Origin of the sequence: Synechococcus sp. LA31 (genome assembly GCF_018502385.1) — a bacterium.
GTDB lineage: Bacteria > Cyanobacteriota > Cyanobacteriia > PCC-6307 > Cyanobiaceae > Vulcanococcus.
Window position 1 is genome coordinate 462,685 of the sequence record NZ_CP075523.1, and the last position, 14,483, is coordinate 477,167.

General features: G+C 64.5%; 13 protein-coding genes. 7 read left to right on the forward strand and 6 right to left on the reverse strand.

Features of this window, described 5'->3' with window-relative positions; genetic code table 11:
• Nucleotides 1–38 precede the first annotated feature (38 nt).
• From KJJ24_RS02505 to KJJ24_RS02515, 3 genes are all read right to left on the reverse strand, one after another.
• Nucleotides 39–1,106, reverse strand: a complete 1,068-nt coding sequence (locus KJJ24_RS02505; RefSeq protein WP_214340662.1) for a long-chain acyl-[acyl-carrier-protein] reductase — start codon at nucleotides 1,104–1,106, stop codon at nucleotides 39–41.
• A 79-nt stretch (nucleotides 1,107–1,185) separates the two neighbouring features.
• The gene (locus tag KJJ24_RS02510) at nucleotides 1,186–1,899 is read right to left on the reverse strand and encodes an aldehyde oxygenase (deformylating) (protein WP_214340665.1); all 714 of its coding nucleotides are present in this window, start codon (nucleotides 1,897–1,899) and stop codon (nucleotides 1,186–1,188) included.
• Nucleotides 1,900–1,996: 97 nt separating this feature from the next.
• Nucleotides 1,997–2,812: a creatininase family protein gene (locus tag KJJ24_RS02515; protein ID WP_214340667.1), complete on the reverse strand. Its 816-nt coding sequence runs from the start codon at nucleotides 2,810–2,812 to the stop codon at nucleotides 1,997–1,999.
• 58 nt (nucleotides 2,813–2,870) lie between these two features.
• On the opposite strand from KJJ24_RS02515, the gene KJJ24_RS02520 reads away from it, so the two are divergent.
• The 3 genes from KJJ24_RS02520 to pgeF are packed head-to-tail and all read left to right on the forward strand — an operon-like array spanning nucleotide 2,871 to nucleotide 5,979.
• The gene (locus KJJ24_RS02520) at nucleotides 2,871–4,238 is read left to right on the forward strand and encodes a S1 RNA-binding domain-containing protein (protein ID WP_214340669.1); all 1,368 of its coding nucleotides are present in this window, start codon (nucleotides 2,871–2,873) and stop codon (nucleotides 4,236–4,238) included.
• Complete coding sequence (locus KJJ24_RS02525; protein ID WP_214340671.1) at nucleotides 4,235–5,164, forward strand: Tab2/Atab2 family RNA-binding protein; 930 nt, start codon at nucleotides 4,235–4,237, stop codon at nucleotides 5,162–5,164. The genes KJJ24_RS02520 and KJJ24_RS02525 overlap by 4 nt, the downstream gene beginning before the upstream one ends.
• 11 nt (nucleotides 5,165–5,175) lie before the next feature.
• Entirely contained in the window at nucleotides 5,176–5,979 is an 804-nt protein-coding gene (pgeF, locus tag KJJ24_RS02530; RefSeq protein WP_214340673.1) for a peptidoglycan editing factor PgeF, read from the forward strand.
• A gap of 38 nt (nucleotides 5,980–6,017) precedes the next feature.
• Here the strand turns inward: pgeF and KJJ24_RS02535 are convergent, their stop codons facing one another.
• On the reverse strand, nucleotides 6,018–7,745 hold the full coding sequence (locus KJJ24_RS02535) for an FAD-binding domain-containing protein (RefSeq protein WP_214340675.1): 1,728 nt from the start codon (nucleotides 7,743–7,745) through the stop codon (nucleotides 6,018–6,020).
• A gap of 94 nt (nucleotides 7,746–7,839) precedes the next feature.
• Between KJJ24_RS02535 and KJJ24_RS02540 the strand changes: the two genes are divergently transcribed.
• The gene (locus KJJ24_RS02540; protein ID WP_214340677.1) at nucleotides 7,840–8,205 is read left to right on the forward strand and encodes an AbrB family transcriptional regulator; all 366 of its coding nucleotides are present in this window, start codon (nucleotides 7,840–7,842) and stop codon (nucleotides 8,203–8,205) included.
• Here KJJ24_RS02540 and KJJ24_RS02545 read toward each other — a convergent pair.
• On the reverse strand, nucleotides 8,144–9,826 hold the full coding sequence (locus KJJ24_RS02545; RefSeq protein ID WP_214340679.1) for an NAD(P)/FAD-dependent oxidoreductase: 1,683 nt from the start codon (nucleotides 9,824–9,826) through the stop codon (nucleotides 8,144–8,146). The two genes, KJJ24_RS02540 and KJJ24_RS02545, sit on opposite strands and share 62 nt — an antisense overlap.
• 79 nt (nucleotides 9,827–9,905) lie before the next feature.
• Between KJJ24_RS02545 and KJJ24_RS02550 the strand changes: the two genes are divergently transcribed.
• Genes KJJ24_RS02550 through chrA form a run of 3 tightly spaced genes read left to right on the forward strand, consistent with a single transcriptional unit; the run spans nucleotide 9,906 to nucleotide 12,970 of the window.
• Nucleotides 9,906–10,676 (forward strand): MBL fold metallo-hydrolase, encoded by a 771-nt coding sequence (locus tag KJJ24_RS02550; protein WP_214340681.1) that lies wholly within the window; start codon nucleotides 9,906–9,908, stop codon nucleotides 10,674–10,676.
• A 23-nt stretch (nucleotides 10,677–10,699) separates the two neighbouring features.
• Nucleotides 10,700–11,611, forward strand: coding sequence for a fatty acid desaturase (locus KJJ24_RS02555; RefSeq protein ID WP_214340683.1), 912 nt, complete (start codon nucleotides 10,700–10,702; stop codon nucleotides 11,609–11,611).
• A 36-nt stretch (nucleotides 11,612–11,647) separates the two neighbouring features.
• Nucleotides 11,648–12,970 carry a chromate efflux transporter gene (chrA, locus tag KJJ24_RS02560; protein ID WP_214340685.1) on the forward strand — a complete coding sequence of 441 codons (1,323 nt, stop codon included), beginning with the start codon at nucleotides 11,648–11,650 and terminating at the stop codon, nucleotides 12,968–12,970.
• A gap of 301 nt (nucleotides 12,971–13,271) precedes the next feature.
• Here chrA and psbA read toward each other — a convergent pair whose 3' ends face one another.
• Nucleotides 13,272–14,333 (reverse strand): photosystem II q(b) protein, encoded by a 1,062-nt coding sequence (gene psbA, locus KJJ24_RS02565; protein ID WP_214340687.1) that lies wholly within the window; start codon nucleotides 14,331–14,333, stop codon nucleotides 13,272–13,274.
• Nucleotides 14,334–14,483 lie beyond the last annotated feature (150 nt).

Below are 14,483 nucleotides of genomic sequence, written 5' to 3' on the forward strand. Positions count from 1 at the left end.
GGGCTGGGCTGGACGGTGGACGGTGTGGTGGGAACGGCTCAGGCCGCCGCCAGTTCCACGCCTCCCTGGGTTGCCCGGCTCAGTTGGGCAGGGTTGAGGCCGATGGCCTGGAACCCATGGCGCAGCGAGGCATTGCCGATCAGGTCCATGTTGGCCAGCGAGATGTTGTTGCGGCCCCAGCTGAAGTTGGTGTGGATGCCCTCAAATTCCAGCAGCATGGCCTCAGCAAAGCAAGCGAAAAGCTGGCGTTTGGGATTTTCCATCTCGGCCACCTCCATCATCTGCCAGCCGATGTCTTGCCAAAACTCCACAATGCCGCCTTTCAACACATGCACCCCATCGCCGGCCACCTTGGCATCAAGGTTTTTGGGGTAACCGCCATCAATCATCAGACAGGGTTTGCGGAGGCTGCCCTGGTCGATGGTCAGGGTTTGGGGAAGGCTGGCTACCCACACGACCACATCGGCTTGGGGGAGAGCTTCCTCAAGGCTGAGGATCGTGCCGCCGCCCAGAGAGGTTTGTAGGTCTTGCAGGCGTTGCTGCTGCCGTGCCACCAGCAGCAGTTCGCCAACACCTGTTTTCTGGCTCAGCCAGCGGCACACTGCGCTGCCGATGTCGCCCGTGGCGCCCACTACAGCCACCTTGGCCTGGCTGAGATCGATGCCCAGCAGGGGTGCATTGCGCTCCACTTGCTGGCAGATCACCCAGGCGGTGTGGGTGTTGCCGGTGGTGAACCGCTTCCACTCCAGGGTGGTGTTGCGGATTTGCTGGAACTTGGAGAGGTCGTAGTTCTCGAAAATGATCGAGGTGAATCCGCCCAGAGCGGTCACGTTGATGTCGTGCTTCTGGGCCATCTCCATGGCGTTCTGCACCTTGCGAGTGGCCGTTTTGAAGCGGCTCAGCATCTCCGGCACAAAGCAGGAATCGATGTAGGTGCCCTCGATCGTTTGCCCTGTGCGGCTGGTCACCTGGAAGGTTTCCAGTAGCTGGGGCGGGGCGGAGCACCAAGCCAGCATGTCGGCTTCGGCCATCTCCTCGAGTCCGAGCTCGCGGGCTTTGTCCTGGGCCTGGGCAAAGCTGCTGGAGTGACCAATCAGACCAAACATGCGTTCAGATGCTCCTGGTGACACACCGGCCTTGAAGACACCCGATTAAAGGGCAACGCCGGTTTGAGGCAGGGTTGGCTCAACCCACCAGGGCGGCAGCGGCCATGCGTGCGATTTCGCGGGTACTGAAGCCGATCTCTGTGAGAGCTTCCTGGTAGGCGATCAAGAAGTCCTCGATCAGGTCTTCCTTGTCCATGTGAAGCACAGCAGCGTCACCAGCTACCTGATCGAGCATGCGGCGGATCAGGGGCAGGTTGTCGCGGTTGGCCTGCTCCAGCTCCTCACGGCAGCTTTCCAGGTTGGCCTTGAGCCACTCCTGACCGTAGTTGAGGTGGGTGTACTCGTCTTTCACCACGCCTTCGGTGATTTTGCGAGCGAAGGGATCGGCGACCGGGATATAGATGTGATATGCCGAGATGGCGAAGGCCTCAATCAGCAGAGCCTGGATCAGCAGGCAGGTAGGCACTTTGCCCGCGGCCAGGGCGGTTTTGAAGTTGTCGTGCAGGGGGGCAAAGAACTCTTTGGCGAAGGCCATGTCGGCCACAACGCCCAGATTGTTGGCGCAAGCGGTGAAGCCCTTCATGTGCTTCAGCTCCATCCGGGCCAGCTTGGTGAGCTCATCGGCCTGCTCAGGGAGCAGGGTGCCGATCGAGATGTAGTTGTCGTGGGCTTCCTGCTCGCCCTCGATCACGATCGCGTTGATGCGGCTGTAGGCGTCCTTGTAGGTGTCGGTCGTGAAGTCGGGCAAGTTGCCGGCTGCTGCACAGACGTCCGGAGCTTCAAGGGTCGCCATGGCTACCTAGTACACAACGCAATGGAATCGACTGTAACCATCTCCTGCGGTTTGGTTAGGGGTTCTGAAAGCTTTTGAGCATCTGCGATCCGCCCGATCAGGGTCGGTTTGCCGGCCCCGGTGGCCAAGAGCTGCCCAGCAAGGCGGTGAACAGGCCGCACCATCCCTCCACCAGACGCTGCTCCAGCGCCGCACCGAGCCCCTGGTTGGCGCCGCGGCTGTCGCCCACAACCCCGCTGCTGGAGAGGTCCGCCGTGAGCCACGCCTCCGGTACGGCACCTTCCAAGCTCCAGCCGGCGGGGGGTGGCTCCGGGAGCACGCCATCGATGGGCCGTTCAGGCCCCACAAGCTCCGGCGCCAGTTGCAGCATCAAGCTGGTTTCCGCCAGGCCGGCGTGCAGACCCTGGCTGCGTTCGGGTTCTGGAAGCAGCTCCCCAATCTCCTTAGGTCCGCTCCAGAGAAAACAGGGCAGCACCGCCAGCTCCGGCCGGCTGGCCCGCAGCTGGCGGGCGGCCACCTGCAGTAGAGCGATCTGGCCGCCATGGGCGTTAAACAGCACCAGGCGTTGAAAGCCTGCATCGGCCAGTTGGGCTCCGATGCAGGTGATCTGGGCGATCAGCAATTCCGACGGCAGGCTCAGGGTGCCAGGAAAGCTCTGGTGCTCAGGTGAAAACCCGAGGCTCTGCACCGGCAGCCTCCAGATCGGAAGCGCTGTAGGTAAGGCGGCTAGCACCTGATCCAAGAGCCGATCGGCAAACAGCGCGTCGGTGCCCAGCGGCAGCTGCGGGCCGTGTTGCTCGAAGGCGCCAAAGGGCCACACCACCGTGCTTCCCGACTGGGCCGCGGCCCGCTGGAGCTGGGGCCACTGGAGCATCTCCAGCTGACGCTGGCCGGATGTGCTGGAGCGCGTCATGGGTGGGCTGGTCTGAACGAGGCCTGCCTACAGTGTGGAGCTGTGTATGTGCTTGTTCATGGCCGGTACCGGCAACCAGCAGCCCTCCCAGCCTTCGGCCAAGCAAGCCCAGTCGCCGCGCCCTGTTCCGCCGGCGTCTCCGCGCCCCCCGGCGGCTCCCCCGGCGCGCAAGCCGCCTCAGGTGCTGCAGATCAATAAAAAAGACGAGCAGCTGAAGCTCGAGCGCCAAGCCGTTGAAGCCCGCGCTGCCGCAGAAGCTGCTGCTCAGCACGCTGCCGAGCTGGAGAACGCCGTGCGCGCCTCCCGCGGTGAAGCGCCGCTCTCCCCGCAGCGTCCCAGCGCTCCCTCCGCCCCTGCCCGTCCTTCCGCCGGTGACGACGAGCTGTTCGACATGAGCGGCTTTGAGGGTCTCACCATGGCCGATCTGATCGGTCCAGACGACAAAGGCAAGCGGCGCGGAGGTGGTGCCTCCGGCGGTTCCCGCCAAGCTGCACCCCAGCCCGAGCGCTCGGCGGCTGTGCCAGCCCGCACAGTGGACGACTTCGATTTCGACGCCGACGCCTTCCTGGCTGCTCTCGATGAGCAGGAGTTTGTGGGCACCACCGGCGAGGTAGCCATGGGCACGGTGGTGGCCCTCGAGAGCGATGGCGTGTACGTGGACATCGGCGGCAAGGCTCCGGGCTTCATGCCCAAGAAGGAGTGCGGCCTAGGGGTGATCACCAACCTCAAAGAACGCTTCCCCCGTGGCACCCAGGTGGAGGTGCTGGTGACTCGCGAGCAGAACGCCGACGGCATGGTGACCGTGAGCGCCCGCGCCCTGGCCCTGCGCCAGAGCTGGGAGAAGGTGCGCGTGCTCGAAAAGGAGGGCAAGGTGCTGCAGGTGAAGGTGAATGGCTTCAACCGCGGCGGCGTGACCTGCGATGTGGAAGGCCTGCGCGGCTTCATCCCCCGCTCACAGCTGCAGGAGGGCGAAAACCACGAAGCGCTCGTGGGTAAAACCCTTGGCGTGGCCTTCCTGGAGGTGAATCCGGAAACCCGCAAGCTGGTGCTCTCGGAGAAAAAAGCTGCCACGGCTGCCATCTTCCAGAACCTGGACGTGGGGCAACTGGTGGAAGGCCAGGTGGTGTCGATCAAGCCCTATGGCCTGTTTGTGGACCTGGGCGGTATCAGCGGCTTGCTGCATCAATCGGCGATCACCGGCGGCCAAATGCGTGACCTGCGCGAGGTGTTCGGCCAGGGTGATCGCGTCAAGGCGCTGATCACCGAGCTCGATCCAGGCCGCGGCCGCATCGCCCTCAACACCGCCCTGCTGGAGGGGCAGCCCGGCGAGCTGCTGATCGATCGCGACAAGGTGATGGCAGAAGCCGCCGATCGGGCCAACCGTGCTCGTAGCGTGCTGCGCCAGCAGGAACAGAGCGCCGGATGAGTCAGGCCACCGAGGAAGCGCGTCCGAACGCCGGGCGCGCCCCCTCTCCCTACCCGGATCTCCTGCAGGCTGACTGGGAACTCGACTACTACTCCCGTCCGATTCTTGAGCCCGATGGCAAGAAGCGGTGGGAACTGCTGATCTGCAGCACACCCCTGCAGAGTGCTGAAGGCAGCGGGTTTCGCTTTTCCCTCAACTGCCCAGCGGCCAGCGTGAACTCCCAGTGGCTGAAGCAGTCACTCGAGCAGGCGATAGAGCAAGCGGCCCGCGAGGGCTATGGCACGCCCCGCAAGCTGCGCTGTTGGCGTGCCTCCATGCGCACGATGGTGCAGCGTGCTGCTGAGCAGTTGGGCCTGGAGCTGATTCCCAGCCGCCGCTGCTACGCCCTGGTGGAGTGGCTGCAGGAGAGGCAGCTCAAGGTTTATCCGGCGGAGGAGGGCTACATGGCGGGCCCCCTGGCCCCTGCGCCCCTGCCGATTCAGCCCGTGGCGGTGCCCCTGCCGGAGGCGGCTCGCGGTGATCGCTGGAGCTGGGCCTCCCTTCCGCTCGGAGCCCTGCGCGAGGCCGCCGATTGGGAGGTGAGTTTTCCTGGCCTTGTTCCCCTCGCTGGCGCCGGATCCGATGAGGCGATGGTGAGCGGCTTGCGGCTTTTCAGTGCCACACGATCCCTGGCCATTGCCGGTTGGATTGCTGGCTTGGAGCCTGTGCGACTGGAGGTGAGTGGTGGCCAGCTGGTGCTGGAGGCTGGTCTGGAGGATCGTTGGCTGTTGGGGAACCTTGACGCAGAGGAGGCTGAAGCTGCTGCCCAGGCATTCCGCGCTGCCCGCGAGCAGGTGGGCGGTGTGCAGTTTCTTGCCGTGCAGAGCCATGAAAACCAGAGCGGCTTCGATGGCTTCTGGGTGCTCCGCGATCTACCTGATGCCTGAACCGATGATCCATGGCTGAGTCGGTTGATCGCCCTTTCAACCGGCAGGACGCCCAGTTCAACCTCCTGGAGGGGTGGACTTGGGTGGGCTGCTACGGCGGCTATTACCTCCAATCCGATCTGCTGACGGACTTCGAGCACGGCTTTTTCACACGCCAGTGGCAGGGCCGCGGCCCCGAGGTGCTGGCTGGCTACGTGAGCGCCGGGGTGAGCGTGCATCGCCCGAAGCAGGTGCATAGCGCTTTGGTGCTGCAGGCCAGCGCCGCCAGGGCTGAACCCTGGCCAGAGGCCGATGGACTGGTGAGCGATGCCGGTGGCCAGAGCCTTTGGGTGTGCGGTGCCGATTGCACGCCTGTGCTCATCGCCGATCCCGTGAGCGGCCGGGTGGCGGCCTGCCACGCAGGATGGCGCGGTGTGGCTGGTGGGATTCTGCTGCGGGCGATCGAGCAGCTCGAGCAGGTCGGTTGCCAGCGGCAGAGTTTGCTGCTGGCCCTCGGTCCTGCCGTTAGCGGTGTTCGTTATCAGGTGGAGCTCAGCGTGGCCCAACGGGTGGCAGCGTCGCTACCCGCGGCGTCGAGCCTCGAGGCGCTTGAGGCCTGCGGGGCTGTGATGCCTGATTCAGAGGTGGGTCGTTGCCGGCTCGATATCCGCGCCGCCACCCGTCTCCAGCTTGAGCAGGCCGGGATCCCGCCCGAACAGATCAGCGTCTGCCCCCTCTGCACCGTGAGCGAAGAGCTGCTGTTTCATTCGTGGCGCCGCGATCAGGTGAAGGCCGTCCAGTGGAGCGGCATCGTGTCCCAGCAGCTGCCGGTCTGACCTGGAAAGGGGCTCGACGGGCAACTGAGGCCACCGGTTCAGCGTTGGGAATCCAAGGCGAGCCCGAGATCCAGGCTGAGCTGCCCAGGGCTCGGCTGTGTCCGGCGGCTGCGCCGACGGCCGCTTGTCTGCGGGCGTGTGGCCCCATTGGTGCGGCTGCTGCCGCTGAACCAACTCATCAGGGCCTTCCATCCCGCGGGATCAAGCCGCTCGAGATCCACCGCGTTGGGTTGCAGCGCGTGAGGCGGCTGGTACCCCCAGAGATCCGCCCAGGCCACATCGGCTTGGGTGATGCGCTCGTAGCCGAAAGGATGCAGATATCTCGGAAGCCGAGCCATAGCCGTTTGAACGTCTCCAATAAGGAGACGTTGTTCTTGCAATGTCTCTAGCCGCAGCCGACGAGCGCTCTCGTAGTTGAGTATTGGAACGGGGTAATCGGCCATGGTTGGCGGACTGCCCAGCTGGTCGTTGGTGAGGGCACGCAGCTCCGGTAGCCAGCGGCGGATGAACAGCCCCTGGGGATCGCAGCGATCCACTGCCACCTGACCCGGGTGGTAGATCCGCGTCCAGGCCTTGGATCCGTGATACGTCACCCCGGCCTGCATCGCCCATTGGTAGTGATCAATCGGACAGTCACCGTCGATCAGATGGCGCATGTAGTGCAGGGCGCCATACCGCCAGTCGATCCCGCAGAGGTTGGTGAGGAAGCTGGCGTAGATCGCGCGGCTGCGGAAGTTGAGCTCTAGCCAGCCGCCTTCGGCCTGCAGGCAGCGCGCTGCCGCATCCACGATCGGGAATCCCGTGCGCCCTTCCTGCCAGGCGGCGTAGATCTCCTCCTGCTCGTCACTCAGTGGCGCCGCTGTGGTGGAGTCGAAAGGGCTCCAGAGGGCACTGAGCTCCAGCTGCGGTAGATAGCGGAAGCGCTGATGGATTGCGCAGCCCCAGCGCAGTCGGCTGGCGAGTTGTACTGCGCTGCGGCTGCGAGGATCGCGGCGCCCGCCCTCACCGCCTCGGGGCCGGTGCCAGGCCAGCCGCTGCAGGCACTGTCGCGGGGTGATCACACCAAATTTCAGGTAGGGGCTGAGCCCTGTTGTTACCTTCGCCGACGGATAGCTGAGCTCCCAGTAGTAGGTGCGAGAGGCGGCGCCTTCGCAAAACTGCTCGAGCCGGTTTAGGGCTGCGGCGCTGCCGCCGGGGGGGATGGGCTTGGCATCTGGTCGTAGGCCCAGCGCTTCGAGGTTGGGAACGGGCTGATCAGGCAGGGCGCTGGAGGGTGCCGGCACCACCAGCTGCTCCGGTGCCGGCAGGGCCGGGCTCGCCATGGCCTGATGCCACTGGTGGCTCCAGCTGCTGTAGGGCATCAGATCCCCTGTGGCACCCGCAGGCTCCAGCCAGCGCAAAGGGATGCCGGCGGCCGCTAGTGAGCGGCTCACGCGGGCGTCGCGCACCCGGCCCACCAGCCGTTCGCTATCGGTGTGGGCGATTACCCCATCAGCGCCGCTGGTACGCACCAGCTGCACCAGCACCTCAGCAGGGTCACCCCAGCGGGTGAGCAGGCGCCCGCCGCGCTGCCTCAGTTCGGCATCGAGGGCCTTGAGACTCTCGAGCATGAAGGCCACCCGAGCAACAGCAGTTTCCGGGTGAAACAGCAGATCGCGATCGAGCACAAACAGCGGCAAAACGGCGCCGCGGCTGCAAGCTGCGCTCAGGGCCGCATGGTCGTTCAGGCGCAGATCGCGCCGGAACCACACCACCGTGCACCCCATACCGTTTCACCGTTTTGGCGGAATCTTTGGGCATTCTGGTGGCAGTACCTCCGCTGCGGTGCAATAATGCAGTTGTTGCATAACTAACAATCTGATGCTCACAGGAGCAGAACTGCTTGCCAAGGTTAAAGATCTTGGTGATGCCAGCAAATCCGACATCGTTCGGGCCTGCGGCTACGTATCCGCCAAGAAGGACGGCTCTGAGCGTCTCAACTTCACGGCCTTCTATGAAGCGCTGCTCAACGCCAAGGGTGTGGAGTTTGGCGGCTCTACCGGCAAGGTTGGCAAAGGCGGTCGAAAGCTGAGTTTCACTACCAAGGTGCAGTTCAACGGCAACTTGATGGTGGGCAAGGCCTACACCGCTCTATTGGATCTCAAGCCTGGCGACGAGTTTGAAATCAAGCTCGGTCGTAAGCAGATTCGTCTGGCGCCACTGGGTGCTCCTGACGAAGAAGAGTAAGGGCCACGGCCTCCGCTACGCGGATGCCATCGATGGCAGCGGAGAGGATGCCGCCGGCAAAACCGGCGCCTTCTCCGGCTGGATAAAGCCCTGGTGTATTGCTGCTTTCCAGGCTTTCGCATCGCTGCAGGCGCAGCGGTGAAGACGTGCGGGTTTCCACGCCGGTGAGCATGGCGTCGTCCATCGCATAGCCCTCGATCTTGCGGGTGAACGCAGGCAGCGCCTCGCGCAGGGCCTCGATGGCGAAGTTCGGCAGGGCACTGCTCAGGTCCGTGAGCGTGACGCCCGGCGCGTAAGAAGGCTGCACACTGCCGGTGGCTGAGCTGCTGCGGCCCGACAGAAAATCGCCGAGGCGCTGGCCGGGGGCGGCGTAGCTCTCGCCACCGAGGGCGAAAGCCTGCGCTTCCCAGTGGCGCTGAAAGGCCACTCCCGCCAGCGGATCGCCGGGAAAGGCGCCGTAGGGCTCCACATCCTCGGGCTCAATGTTCACCACGATGCCGCTGTTGGCATTGCGTTCGTTGCGAGAGTGCTGACTCATGCCGTTGGTCACCACCCGGCCTGCTTCCGAGGTGGCACCCACCACCAGTCCCCCCGGGCACATGCAGAAGCTGTAGACACAGCGGCCGTTGCTGGCGTGGTGCACCAGCTTGTATTCGGCAGCTCCCAGTAGCGGATGACCGGCGCAGCTGCCCCAGCGGGCCGCATCGATCAGCGGTTGCGGATGCTCGATGCGGAAGCCCACTGAAAATGGCTTGCGCTCCATCGCTACACCCTGCGCTTGCAGCATCGCGAAGCTGTCGCGGGCGCTGTGGCCCACCGCCAGCACCACCTGCTCGGCGGCGATGAAGGTGCCATCGGCAAGGGTGACCCCACGCACGCGACGGTCGCCGGCATCGAGCTCGAGCTGATCCACCCGGCTTTCAAACCGAATCTCACCGCCCAGCTCCGTGATCTGGGCCCGCAGACCCCGCACCACCGTGGCCAGTTTGAAGGTGCCGATGTGAGGGCGATGCAGCACCAGGATCTCGGGGTTCGCGCCGGCACCCACCAACTCTTCAAGAACCTTGCGGCCAAGGTGGCGCGGGTCGCGCACCTGGCTGTAGAGCTTCCCGTCGGAAAAGGTTCCTGCCCCGCCCTCGCCGAACTGAGCGTTGGACTCTGGGTTGAAGGGGCGTTTGCCCTTCCAGAAGCCAAAGGTGTCAGCGCTGCGTTCTTTCACCGGTTTGCCGCGCTCCAGCAGCAGGGGCCGCAGACCCATCTGGGCCAGCAGCAGCGCGCAGAAGTAGCCGCAAGGGCCTGCACCCACCACCACAGGCCGCGGCAGGTTCGCCTTGCCCGGCGCCTGAGCCACCAGCTGATAAGTGGTGTCGGGCGCCGGCTGGAGGTGCGCGTCGCGCGCGAAGCGTTTCAGCAGCCGCTGCTCTAGGCCGGTTTCAAGGCTGAACTCCACGCTGTAGGCCAGCTGGATATGGCTCTTGCGCCGCGCATCAACGCTTCGCTTCACCACCTGAGGTGGGCCCTGGAGTTGAGCCGGCTTCAACTTCAGGCGGCGGCAGAGCGCGTCGCTGATGGCCTCGGGTTCGTGCTCGAGGGGAAGCTTCAGTTCGTTGAGCCGCAGCATCCGCCGTTGACGCCCTGAATTGCATTCCAGCACCCGCCTTGCGGTGCTCCTTAGTGTCTAATCCACTGCCCCTGCATCCATGCATGCCACTTACTACGGCGCTAACGGCTGGCTGCTGGAGTTCGGCTGCCTGCGGGTGCTGGTGGATCCATGGCTCATAGGCGCGTTGCAGTTTCCGCCGGGTCCCTGGTTTTTCGAGGGACAGCTTTCGGTCAGCCAGCCGGTGCCGCCCGATCTCGATCTCGTGCTGCTCACCCAGGGGCTCGATGATCACGCCCACCCGGCCACCCTTCAGCTGCTGCCACGCAGCCTGCCGGTGGTGGGATCGGTGACAGCCGCGGCGAAGGCCCTGGGCCTGGGCTTTGAAGCCGTGCGCGCTCTCAAGCCCGGCGAGTGCTTCCAGCATGCCGATCTGCTGATCACGGCCACCGCCGGGGCGCCTGTGCCTCAAGTGGAGAACGGCTACCTGCTGGAGCATCCCGAGGGGTCGTTGTATCTCGAGCCCCACGGCTATCTGCCGGCGGATCTACCGGCCCAGCCCCTTGATGCGGTGATCACGCCGGTGGTTGATCTGGGGCTACCTGTGGCCGGTGCCTTTGTCCGCGGACAGGCTGTGCTCCCTCAGTTGCTGGAGCGCTTCAAGCCCCGCACGGTGCTCGCCAGCACGGCGGGCGGCGATGTGCAGTTCAGCGGTTTGCTCACCCGCCTGTTGTGGATGAAGGGCAGTGCGGCGGAAGCGGCAGGGTCGATGCCGGCTGGCAGCGCGTTGATCGATCCGCAGGTGGGCCATCGCTACCACCTATGCCGCACAACTGATGCATCGCCCGAGCGGCCCGCCATCACTCCATAGGTTTGCCCGTAGTTCTGCAGCCTGTGACCGCTTCGGTTTCGCCTCGCCCGTTGATTCGCGACCTGCACGCCGCCGTTGCTGATTTGCAGGCCAAGCCCATCCAGCCGGCGACCACCCGTCTTGTGCTGCTCCTCAGCCTGTTGGCCCTCGGCGGCATCGGCTACTGGTTGCTGCCGTCATGGCCCCTGCGTCTGGCGGCGGCCCTGTTGGTGGCATTGGCGGAAACCCTGCTGTTGATCGCCACCCATGAGGCCTGCCACGGCACCTTGCTGGGCCGGCGCCATCTCGAGCTGGTCTTGGCGGCACTGATCAGTTGGCCCATGGCCTGGCCCTTGTTCACCTATCGCTTGCTGCACCGCCTGCATCACCGCTGGAACGGCTGCGATCGCCGCGATCCGGAACGGGTGGATCTGCCCCGCCGCGCTCCCTGGCGGCAGCTGGTGCTGGCTGGGGGGGCAGGTTTGATTGTTCACACCCTTCAAGCAGCGCTTGTGCTCCAGGCGCAGCAGCCGGCCTTACGCCGGGCGTTGCTGATCGATGCCATCGGGGTGCTGTTGGTACAGGGGTTGATTCTGGTGCTGGTGGTTCAGCATGGGCAATGGCTGGCCTATGGGTTGTGCTGGCTGGTGGTGGAGCGCGTGGCCGGTGCGATCTTGCAATTGCGCGGTGCCATTGAGCATTGGCTGCTCTGGCAACCGCAAACTCATCCCTTGCTCACGCAGCTCTACTGCTCCCGCACCGTTGTCGTGCCGGGCTGGCTCAGCCCCTTGCTCGGAGGTTTGCCTCACCACAGCGTCCATCACGCCTTCCCCGCGATTCCTACGGATCGGTTGAAGCAGGCCACCCAGCGGGTTGATGCGGTGTTGGCGAGGCACGGCTACCCCCCTCTGCCCTGTTGCCAGGGATACAAGGAGGCCCTGATGCTGCTGGGCTGATCTCGGCAGACTGGGTTCTTCCAGCACAGAGAGCCGATGGGGGCGGAGCGCGGCGTGAGCCTGCTCGAGGCTTCGCGTTTTTGGTGGCGCCTCGGCTGGGTCAGTTTTGGTGGGCCTGCCGGTCAGATCGCGCTGTTGCACCACGAACTGGTGGAGCAGCGCCGTTGGCTGAGTGAACGGCGCTACTTGCATGCCCTCAATTTCTGCATGCTGCTGCCGGGGCCTGAGGCCACCCAGCTGGCCACCTACTTGGGCTGGCTGATGCATGGCTGGCTGGGTGGTGTGATCGCCGGTGTGCTGTTTCTGCTGCCCTCGGCGCTGCTGCTCAGCCTGCTGGCCTGGCTCTATGCGCTCTGGGGCGCGATGCCCTGGATGGAGGCGCTGTTCGCCGCGCTCAAGCCGGCCGTGTTGGCCATCGTGATCGTGGCTGCCTGGCGGCTGGGGCGGCGCACCCTGCGTACGCCCTTGCATGGGGCATTGGCGTTGGTGGCGTTGCTGCTGTTGAGCAGTGATGCTGTTCCCTATCCGGCACTGGTGCTGGGGGCAGCCCTTGTGGGTTGGCTGGCGATGCGGCTGCGGCCGGGCTGGCTGCTGCCACGGGCGCAACGCGCCATCGCGGCGGCCACGGGCCCAGGCGATGGCGAGTTGCCGGAGGCGATCCATGGCGACCACACCCCCACCCCTGCCCATGCCCAGTTCAGCCGTTCAGCACTGTTGCGTGCCCTGCTGGCCTGGGGAACGGCCTTCATGCTGCCGTTGGCGGCGCTGGTGTTGGCGAGCGGTTGGGATGGGGTGCTCAGCCAGATGGGGCGCTTTTTCACGCAGGTGGCCCTGGTGAGTTTCGGGGGGGCCTATGCCGTGTTGCCCTACGTGGCCCAGGGGGCCGTGGAGCATCACCACTGGCTCTCGGCAGGGCAGATGCTGGATGGGTTGGCGCTGGGTGAAACCACGCCCGGGCCGCTAATCATGGTGCTGGCCTTTGTGGGCTTCATGGGCGGTTGGAACACCGGTGCCGGCGGCTGGGCGGCAGCGGCCGTCACCGTTTGGTTCACCTTTTTGCCCTCTTTCGGTTTCATCCTGGTGGGTGCGCCGCTGGTGGAGGCCAGCCGCGGCGATCAGCGCTTCACAGCTCCGCTTACGGCGATCACGGCAGCCTTGGTGGGCGTGATCGCCAGCTTGACCATCTTTTTCGCTGTGCCCGTGTTGTGGCCCAGCGCTGGCTTTGATGCCCCAGCGGCTCTGGTGGTGGCGGCATCGCTGCTGTTGCTGTTGCGATGCCGCTGGGGGGTGATTCGGCTGATCGGCGCGGCAGCGCTCCTGGGGCTGCTGCGCTACAGCCTCAGCCTGCTGCCTTGGTGAGCTTTTCGAGTAGAGGGGCCATCCAGGGTTTCCAAATCTCTGCGGCGGCCCCATGGCTGCACGGCCGATACAGGCTTCGCGCGCGGATCGTGTTGAGAAACAGCAGTAGTTCCTGCTCAGTCAGCTGTACAACCACAGAGCGCATAGAACCCGGACGCAAAGGAGTGGCCCGACGAGGGAACACCAGCTTGATGGCCAGTGTTCGTGGAGAATCAAGCGTTGCTGCAGCTTTCCTGCAGATTGCCTGCGATGGTGAGCGAATGGGTCGTTCACGGCCAGGGTGACCAACCGCAATCGGTGATCAGGCCAGCTCTGCTGTGGGCTTTGGTGCTGCCGCCAGATCGAGGGGGAATTGGTGGGCGTTGCGCTCATGCATTGCTTCGATGCCTAGGTTGGCGCGGTTGAGTAGATCGGCCCAGGTGGCAATCATGCGGCCCTGGTGATCGAGCACTGACTGATTGAAGTTGAAGCCATTGAGATTGAACGCAAAGCTGCTCACGGCTAGGGCCGAGCACCAGATGCCGATCACGGGCCAGGCAGCCAAGAGAAAATGCACACTGCGGCTGTTATCGCTCGTGGCGTAAGGCATGATCAGCCGACCCAGGTAGCCATGGGCCGCCACAATGTTGTAGGTGGGTTGCTCCTGCCCGAATAAATAGCCCCGGTTGATTGATTCTTGTTCGGTGGTTTCGCGCACCAGGCTGCTGGTGACCAGCGAGCCGTGCAGCGCCGCCAGCAGGGCTCCGCCAAAGCTGCCGGCCACGGCCAGCATGTGCAGTGGGTGCATTAACACGTTGTGCTCCGCCTGCAGCACCAACATGAAATTGAAGGTGCCGGAGATGCCCAACGGCATCCCATCGGAAAACGATCCCTGCCCCATCGGATACACCAGAAACACCGCCATCGCAGCCGCCCATGGTGCTGAATAGGCCACAGCGATCCAGGGGCGCATCCCTAACCGATAGGAGAGCTCCCACTGGCGGCCCATCCAGGCGCTGATGCCGATCAGGAAGTGGAACACGATGAGTTGATAAGGCCCGCCGTTGTAGAGCCATTCCTCCAGGCTGGAGGCTTCCCAGAGGGGATAAAAGTGCAGGCCGATGGCATTGGAGCTCGGCACCACAGCGGCAGTGATCAGATTGTTACCGCTGAGCAGGGCTCCACTCACGGGCTCACGGATTCCATCCACATCCACCGCTGGTGCTGCCACGAATGCCATGGCGAAAACCACCGTTGCGGTGAGCAGGGTGGGAATCATCAGCACGCCGAACCAGCCGATGTAGATCCGGTTGCCGGTGTTGGTGATCCAACTGCAGAAACTCGGCCAGGGATTCACCCAGGCCGCACGAAGCGTTGTTGTCATGGTTGTTCAAAAAATCTGTCTGATGGCGAGCACCCGTCGGTGGCACTGCTCTGCAGTCATGGGGTCTTGTGGGCCAGACCAGCAGGCAGGCTTCCTGGAGCACTGCGGATGTCGCCTGCTGCAGGCTGATCCAGGTCGTGGATGACGGAG